Raw genomic sequence first — 7,397 nt, forward strand, 5'->3', positions numbered from 1 at the left:
TCACCAAGGGCAGGCTGTATCACGCGGCGCGCGCATGCTCCGCACGGCGCTCGGTTCGGCCATCGCCGGCTATCTCGAAGATCCCGCCATCGTTGAAATACTGCTGAACCCGGACGGGCGTCTGTGGATCGATCGTTTGAAGGATGGTCTTGTCGCAACGGACGACATACTGATCCCGGCTGATGGCGAACGTATCGTACGGCTGGTTGCCCACCATGTTGGCGCCGAGGTTCATGCCGGAGCGCCCCGCGTCTCGGCCGAACTGCCGGAAACCGGTGAACGCTTCGAGGGATTGCTGCCGCCGGTCGTTGCTGCCGCGACATTTGCCATCCGCAAGCCTGCTGTCGCTGTCTTCACCCTCTCCGATTATGTCGCCGCTGGCATCATGACGCAGCACCAGGCTGAGGTGCTTCGGCTGGCGGTGGTGAAGCGCAAGAACATACTTGTCGCCGGTGGCACATCCACCGGCAAGACGACGCTCACCAATGCGCTGCTGGCGGAAGTCGCCAAAACGTCCGATCGCGTCGTGCTGATCGAGGACACCAGAGAGCTGCAATGCGCCGCTCCCAATCTCGTGGCTCTGCGTACCAAGGATGGCGTGGCCTCGCTTTCCGATCTGGTGAAGTCATCTCTGCGCCTGCGACCTGACCGCATTCCGGTAGGTGAGGTACGCGGCGCGGAAGCCCTCGACCTCCTGAAGGCCTGGGGCACCGGTCATCCCGGCGGCATCGGCACGATCCACGCCAACACGGCGATAGGCACGCTGCGGCGGTTGGAGCAACTCGTACAGGAAGCCGTGGTCACGGTTCCCCGCGCGCTGATCGCCGAAACCATCGACGTCATCGCCGTTCTGTCCGGCCGTGGTGCCAACCGCCGCCTTGCGGAAATCGCCCTGGTCGACGGGCTCGATCCCGTCTCCGGCGATTATCGCACCCTCAACGCCCAGCTTCTTCCCGCTCACCAACCACTCCCGAAAGGAGATCAGCAATGAATACGTCTGTCTTGTCTGTCCTTCGTCGTGCTCGCAATCGCCTTGTCCATGCGACGGCGATTGCCTTGATCGCGCTCCTGATGGCTGCACCCGCCCATGCCTCCGGCTCGTCCATGCCCTGGGAGGAGCCGCTGCAGCAGATCCTGGAATCCATCGAAGGGCCGGTCGCCAAGATCGTCGCGGTGATCATCATAATCGCCACCGGCCTGGCGCTCGCCTTCGGCGACACGTCCGGCGGCTTCCGCAAGCTGATCCAGATCGTCTTCGGATTGAGCATCGCGTTTGCGGCCAGTTCCTTTTTTCTGTCGTTCTTTTCCTTCGGCGGCGGAGCGCTGGTCTGATGGCGGGCGGTTTTCAGCACGAAGATGAAGTGCGCGCTTACTTCGCCATTGTTCATCGTTCGCTCGCCGAGCCGATCTTGCTCGGTGGCGCTCCCCGTGCCGTGGCCATCGCCAATGGCACGCTCGCGGCTGCCGTCAGCCTCGGCCTTCGCCTGTGGATCGCCGGGTTGGTGATCTGGGCCATCGGCCATTTCGCGGCCGTCTGGGCAGCCAAACGCGATGCGCAGTTCGTCGATGTAGGGCGCAGGCACCTGCGCTACCCGGCGCATATGGGCGTGTGAGGTTTGCCGATGATGAACCTCGCCGAATACCGCAAACGCGCTTCCCACCTCTCCGACTTCCTGCCATGGGCGGCTCTGGTCGCACCGGGCGTCGTCCTGAACAAGGACGGTTCGTTCCAGCGCACCGCACAGTTTCGGGGTCCCGATCTCGACAGCGCCACGCCGGCCGAGCTGGTCGGCACCACGGCGCGGCTCAACAACGCGCTGCGTCGTCTCGGCTCAGGCTGGGCGATCTTCGTCGAAGCACAGCGCAATCCGGCCACCGACTATCCGGAAAGCCTGTTTCCGGATTCCGCATCTGCGCTTCTCGACATTGAGCGGCGCGAACAGTTCGAGGAATCCGGCCTTCTCTACGAGAGCAGCTATTTCCTTACCTTCGTCTGGCTACCGCCTGCGGAAGAAGCCTCGCGCATGGAAGGTTGGCTCTACGAGGGCAGGGAGAAAGGCGGGGTCGATCCGTGGGGGCTTCTGAACAGCTTTGTCGATCGCACGGACCGTGTCCTCCATCTCGTGGAAGGCTTCGTGCCAGAAGCCGGATGGCTAGATGACGCTGACACGCTCACCTATCTGCATTCGACCATTTCCATCAAACGCCATCGTGTCCGTATTCCGGAAACACCTGTCCACCTCGACGCGTTGCTAGCGGATCAGCCTTTGGCCGGTGGCCTGGAGCCGAGGCTCGGCGACTTCCATCTGCGTACGCTGACGGTGATCGGGTTTCCGACGGTCACCTTTCCCGGCATCCTCGATGATCTCAACCGGCTGGCCTTTCCCTATCGGTGGAGCACCCGGGCGATCATGCTCGACAAGACCGACGCGACACGGCTGGTGACAAAGATCAGGCGGCAGTGGTTCGCCAAGCGCAAATCCATCGCCGCGATCCTGAAAGAAGTGCTGACCAACGAGCAATCGGTGCTGGTCGATAGCGATGCCGCCAACAAGGCAGCCGATGCCGATGCAGCCCTGCAGGATCTCGGCTCCGACCAGGTTGGGGAGGTCTACGTCACTGCCACGGTCACGGTCTGGGACACCGATCCGGCGATCGCCGACGAGAAACTGCGGCTGACGGAAAAAGTCATCCAGTCACGCGACTTCACGGCGATCGTCGAAAGCGTCAATGCCATCGAGGCATGGCTCGGCAGCATTCCCGGCCAGACCTATGCCAATGTCCGCCAGCCGCCGATCTCGACGTTGAACCTCGCCCACATGATCCCGCTCTCGGCGGTCTGGGCAGGCCCGGCGAAGGACGAACATTTCGAGGCGCCGCCATTGTTTTATGCCCGCACCGAAGGATCGACGCCGTTCCGGTTTTCTCTTCATGTCGGCGATGTCGGCCACACTATGGTTGTCGGCCCGACCGGTGCCGGAAAGTCCGTGCTGTTGGCGATAATGGCCCTGCAGTTCCGCCGATATCTCCGCTCCCAGGTCTTCGCCTTCGACTTCGGCGGAAGCATAAGAGCAGCAACGCTCGCCATGAATGGCGACTGGCAGGATTTGGGCGGTTCGCTCTCCGACGATACATCGCTCCTCAATACCGTGTCCCTCCAGCCGCTCGCCGGGATCGAGGACACGCCGGAACGGGCATGGGCCGCCGACTGGCTTGTCGATATCCTGATCCGTGAGGGCGTCACCATCACGCCTGATATCAAGGAACATCTCTGGACGGCGTTGACGTCCCTGGCCTCCGCGCCGATCATGGAGCGGACCATCACTGGCCTGACGGTACTGTTGCAATCCTTAGCGCTCAAGCAGGCTTTGCGGCCCTACTGCATCGGTGGCCCATATGGTCGCCTCCTCGATGCGGAAATGGAATGGCTTGGGGACGCGCAGGTGCAGGCGTTCGAGACTGAAGGGCTGATCGGCACGGGAGCGGCGCCCGCCGTTCTTTCCTATCTGTTCCACCGGATCGAATCCCGCTTCGACGGTCGGCCGAGCCTGCTGATCATCGACGAAGGCTGGCAGGCGCTGGACGACGGCGGCTTCGCCCAGAAGATCAAGGAATGGCTGAAGACGCTACGCAAGAAGAATGTCAGCGTCGTCTTCTCCTCGCAGTCGCTTGCCGACATCGAGGCCTCGCCGATCGCGCCCGTCATCGTCGAAAGCTGCCCGACGCGCATCTTCCTCGCCAACGAGCGGGCCATCGAGCCGCAGATAACCTCTGTCTATGAACGCTTCGGTTTGAATGCGCGCCAGATCGAGATCATCGCCAGGGCAACGCCGAAGCGGGACTATTACTGCCAGAGCCGCAGAGGCAACCGGCTGTTCGAGCTTGGCCTCGGATCCGTTGCGCTGACGCTGTGCGCCGCATCGACCAAGGCTGACCATGCGTTGATTGATGAACTGATCCGCGAAGGCGCGCGCCCATACTTTCTCGAAGCCTGGCTCGAGGCCAACGGCCTGCGCTGGGCCGCCGATCTCGTTCCCGACCTCACCAACGTCATCGACCAGTCGGCGGAAATGACGAGTGGCTCGGACGCCATCCCCCTGTCACCCAAAGAGGAGATTGCTCCATGAAGACTACCGTTGTCCGTGCCGGCCTCAGAGGCCGCGTCCGCTCACTCGCCTGCGCCGCAGCCATTCTGGTCCTGCCATGCGCTGCTGTTCCATTGCTGGCGACGCCGGCTTTCGCATGGCGGATCGTCTACGACCCCACCAACTACAGCCAGAACCTGCTCTCGGCCGCCCGGGCACTGGAGCAGATCAAGAATCAGGTCACGTCGCTTCAGAACGAAGCCCAGATGCTGATCAATCAGGCGAAGAACCTCACAAGCCTGCCAACCTCGATGCTGTCTGAGATCGAGGGCAATTTTTCGGAGATGAAGAACCTGCTCGGGGAAGCGGACCAGCTTGCCTACGACGTCCAGGATATCGACGAGCAATTCAACGCCACCTATCGCGATTTTGCCGCTGGAGACCGGACGGCAACGCAGCTGGTCTCGGCCGCGCAACAGCGCTGGCAGCAATCGGTTTCCGCTTTCGAGCATTCGCTGAAGGCGGGAGCCGTGGCAGTCGACAATATCGAGGGCACGCAACAGCAGACCGGCGAACTGGTCGATGCCAGCCAGTCGGCGGTTGGCGTGCTGCAGGCGACCCAGGCCGGCAACCAGCTCATGGCCGTGCAGGCAAAACAGATCTCCGACTTGACCGCCATGCTCGCCGCGCAGGGCAGGGCCAGTGCGCTGGAACAGGCGAGGGCTGCAGCAGCACAGGAACAGGCCCGAGAGCAGTTCAGCCGTTTCATGACCGGTTCGGCCTACAGTCCGTCCAGCGTTCGCATGTTCCACGATTGAGGAGCATGCAGACAATGGACCTGAAGATCGCCGCCCGGATAGTTGCCGTTTTCGCACTTGGTGCAGGGCTGACCGCCGCCATTGTTGCCCTGCAAGATGAAGACGCAACCGATACAAAAGCCCCCAGTATCGGGCGTCCGGGCGGCGAGCCCGTCAAGACTGGGCTCGCGCGCTGCCGCGACCTTGGCATGGCTGCTGCCGATGACGCTGCCTGCCGCAAGGCCTGGGCGGAAAATCGCCGCCGGTTCTTCGCATCCGATCGGCCGGTCGTGCCGAAGACCGGCGAGGCGCCGTCGCCATGAACAATACCGGTATCATTGACCGTTTCCTCGAGACCTTCACCGCCTATATTGATAGCGGCTTCGGCCTACTCGACGGCGAAGTCGCCTTTCTCACCGCGACGCTGATCGTCATCGATATCGTGCTGGCCGGTCTGTTCTGGGCCTGGGGCGCGGATGAGGACGTGCTGCAGCGGCTGGTCAAGAAGACACTCTATATCGGCTTCTTTGCTTTCATCATCGGTAACTTCAACCGGTTGGCGGGCATCGTCTTCGAAAGCTTTTCCGGGCTCGGCCTCAAGGCCGGCGGCTCCAGCCTCTCGGCTTCGGAACTGTTGCAGCCCGGTCGCGTCGCGCAGGTCGGCATCGATGCCGGTAATCCCATCCTCCAGGCGGCCGGCGAGCTGATGGGCTATATCGCCTTCTTCGAGAATTTCGTGCAGATCTTCGTGCTGATGGTCGCATGGGGCATCGTTCTCGTCGCCTTCTTCATTCTGGCCATCCAGATCTTTGTCACGCTGATCGAGTTCAAGCTGACGACGCTCGCGGGCTTCGTGCTGATCCCCTTCGCGCTGTTCAACAAGACGTCCTTCCTCGCCGAAAAGGTGCTCGGCAACATCGTCGCCTCCGGCGTCAAGATACTGGTGCTGGCCGTCATTGTCGGCATCGGCTCCGGCCTGTTTGACGAGTTCACATCCGGTTTCTCTGAACAGCCGACCATCACCGAGGCACTGTCGATTGTGCTCGGCGCGCTCTCGTTGATGGGCCTGTCGATCTTCGGCCCCGGTATCGCGAGTGGCCTGGTATCCGGCGCCCCGCAACTCGGAGCAGGCGCTGCTGTCGGAACAGGCGTTGCCGCAGCCGGTTTGGGAGCCGCAGGCTACATGGGTGCCAAGGTTGGACTGGGTGCTGCCGCAAGTGCTGCCGGCGGCGCGGCAAGGGGAGGGGCAACACTCGCGGGCGGCGCCGGGACCGCCTACGGTCTTGGTGACGCAACCGCTGGATCGACAGGGACTGGCGGTGGTGCCACCGGTTTTGCTGGTGTCGCAAAAGCAGCCGCGGGTTTTGCCGTGAACAAGGGCAGGGCCATGGGGTCCGGCGTATCCCAATCCATGCGCTCCAGCTATCGCTCCGGACAGGCAGGCGCATGGAAGGCGACCGGCGGCAAGAACGACGTCGGCGTCGGCATGCCTGAAGCCGCCAACGATCCATCGTTTGCCGGTTCGCAGTCCGCAAGCTCTGCCGCCGTGTCCGGCTCTGACATATCGCCCTCGAGGCCGCCCGAATGGGCGCAACGCATGAAGCGAAGCAGTGCGGTCAGTCACGGTGTCAGCACCGCCGCCCATACGGTCCGCTCCGCCGATCACGGTGGTGGCTCCATGTCCGTCTCTCTCAATCAGGATGACCGATGATGAACATCTTCAGACGACCTTCCGTGCGCTACGCGCGGACCCCGGAACCCGAAACGCCCTACCAGAAGGCCGCGCAGGTCTGGGACGAGCGCATAGGGTCTGCGCGTGTGCAGGCGAGAAACTGGCGGCTGATGGCCTTTGGTTCTCTGTTTCTGGCTGGCGGATTTGCGTCCGCTCTGGTCTGGCAATCGACGCGTGGGACCGTGGTGCCATGGGTGGTGCAGATCGATAAATTCGGCGAGGCGCAGGCCGTTGCCTCTGCTGTGACCGACTATCGGCCGACCGATCCACAGATTGCCTGGCATCTCGCTCGCTTCATCGAGCAGGTTCGCAGCATTCCGGCCGATCCCGTCATCGTGCGCCAGAACTGGCTGCGGGCTTACGAATACACCACCGATCGCGGGGCGATCGCGTTGAACGACTACGCCCGTGCCAATGACCCCTTCACGAAGGTCGGCAAGAACCAGATCGCTGTCGATATCTCCAGCGTCATCCGTGCTTCACCCGACAGCTTCCGCATCGCCTGGACCGAACGGCAGTTCGAGAACGGCCAACTCTCCATCACCGAACGCTGGACCGCCATTCTGACCGTTGTGGTCCAGTCGCCGCGGACCGCCGACAAGCTGCGCGCCAATCCACTCGGCGTCTATGTCAACGCAATCAACTGGTCGAAGGAACTTTCGCAATGAAGGGGGCATACAGGAAAAGTGCATTACTGCTGCTGGCACCGCTACTATCCGCATCGCTGCTTGCCGGCTGCGCGAAGAAATATATCCCGCCGGAGATCGACTACGACGATGCGGC

At 62.5% G+C, this 7,397-nt stretch carries 8 protein-coding genes; all 8 read left to right on the forward strand.

Annotation, left to right across the window (positions count from 1 at the left end; translation table 11 throughout):
* On the forward strand, positions 1-991 hold a 991-nt coding region (gene trbB, locus OJJ21_RS10795), incomplete at its 5' end, for a P-type conjugative transfer ATPase TrbB (RefSeq protein ID WP_297686042.1).
* Positions 988-1,332, forward strand: coding sequence for a TrbC/VirB2 family protein (locus tag OJJ21_RS10800; protein WP_297686044.1), 345 nt, complete (start codon positions 988-990; stop codon positions 1,330-1,332). The genes trbB and OJJ21_RS10800, both read left to right, overlap by 4 nt.
* A complete protein-coding gene (locus OJJ21_RS10805; protein WP_297686046.1) occupies positions 1,332-1,613 on the forward strand; it encodes a VirB3 family type IV secretion system protein in 282 nt (93 codons plus the stop codon). The genes OJJ21_RS10800 and OJJ21_RS10805 overlap by 1 nt, the downstream gene beginning before the upstream one ends.
* 9 nt (positions 1,614-1,622) lie before the next feature.
* Positions 1,623-4,127, forward strand: a complete 2,505-nt coding sequence (gene trbE, locus OJJ21_RS10810; RefSeq protein WP_297686048.1) for a conjugal transfer protein TrbE — start codon at positions 1,623-1,625, stop codon at positions 4,125-4,127.
* Positions 4,124-4,903, forward strand: coding sequence for a P-type conjugative transfer protein TrbJ (trbJ, locus tag OJJ21_RS10815; protein ID WP_297686050.1), 780 nt, complete (start codon positions 4,124-4,126; stop codon positions 4,901-4,903). The genes trbE and trbJ overlap by 4 nt, the downstream gene beginning before the upstream one ends.
* Positions 4,904-4,917: 14 nt before the next feature.
* Positions 4,918-5,205, forward strand: a complete 288-nt coding sequence (gene trbK-alt / locus OJJ21_RS10820) for a putative entry exclusion protein TrbK-alt (protein WP_297686052.1) — start codon at positions 4,918-4,920, stop codon at positions 5,203-5,205.
* Positions 5,202-6,593, forward strand: coding sequence for a P-type conjugative transfer protein TrbL (trbL, locus tag OJJ21_RS10825; protein WP_297686055.1), 1,392 nt, complete (start codon positions 5,202-5,204; stop codon positions 6,591-6,593). Before trbK-alt ends, trbL begins: the two co-directional genes overlap by 4 nt.
* Positions 6,593-7,282: a conjugal transfer protein TrbF gene (trbF, locus tag OJJ21_RS10830; RefSeq protein ID WP_297686057.1), complete on the forward strand. Its 690-nt coding sequence runs from the start codon at positions 6,593-6,595 to the stop codon at positions 7,280-7,282. The genes trbL and trbF overlap by 1 nt, the downstream gene beginning before the upstream one ends.
* Positions 7,283-7,397 lie beyond the last annotated feature (115 nt).

The organism is Ferrovibrio sp. (genome assembly GCF_025869515.1).
Lineage (GTDB): Bacteria > Pseudomonadota > Alphaproteobacteria > Ferrovibrionales > Ferrovibrionaceae > Ferrovibrio.

Bases quoted from the DNA above. Each gene is read 5' to 3' on its own strand.
- OJJ21_RS10800 (WP_297686044.1), top strand. From the start codon at position 988: ATGAATACGTCTGTCTTGTCTGTCCTTCGTCGTGCTCGCAATCGCCTT.
- OJJ21_RS10805 (WP_297686046.1), top strand. From the start codon at position 1,332: ATGGCGGGCGGTTTTCAGCACGAAGATGAAGTGCGCGCTTACTTCGCC.
- trbE (WP_297686048.1), top strand. From the start codon at position 1,623: ATGATGAACCTCGCCGAATACCGCAAACGCGCTTCCCACCTCTCCGAC.
- trbJ (WP_297686050.1), top strand. From the start codon at position 4,124: ATGAAGACTACCGTTGTCCGTGCCGGCCTCAGAGGCCGCGTCCGCTCA.
- trbK-alt (WP_297686052.1), top strand. From the start codon at position 4,918: ATGGACCTGAAGATCGCCGCCCGGATAGTTGCCGTTTTCGCACTTGGT.
- trbL (WP_297686055.1), top strand. From the start codon at position 5,202: ATGAACAATACCGGTATCATTGACCGTTTCCTCGAGACCTTCACCGCC.
- trbF (WP_297686057.1), top strand. From the start codon at position 6,593: ATGAACATCTTCAGACGACCTTCCGTGCGCTACGCGCGGACCCCGGAA.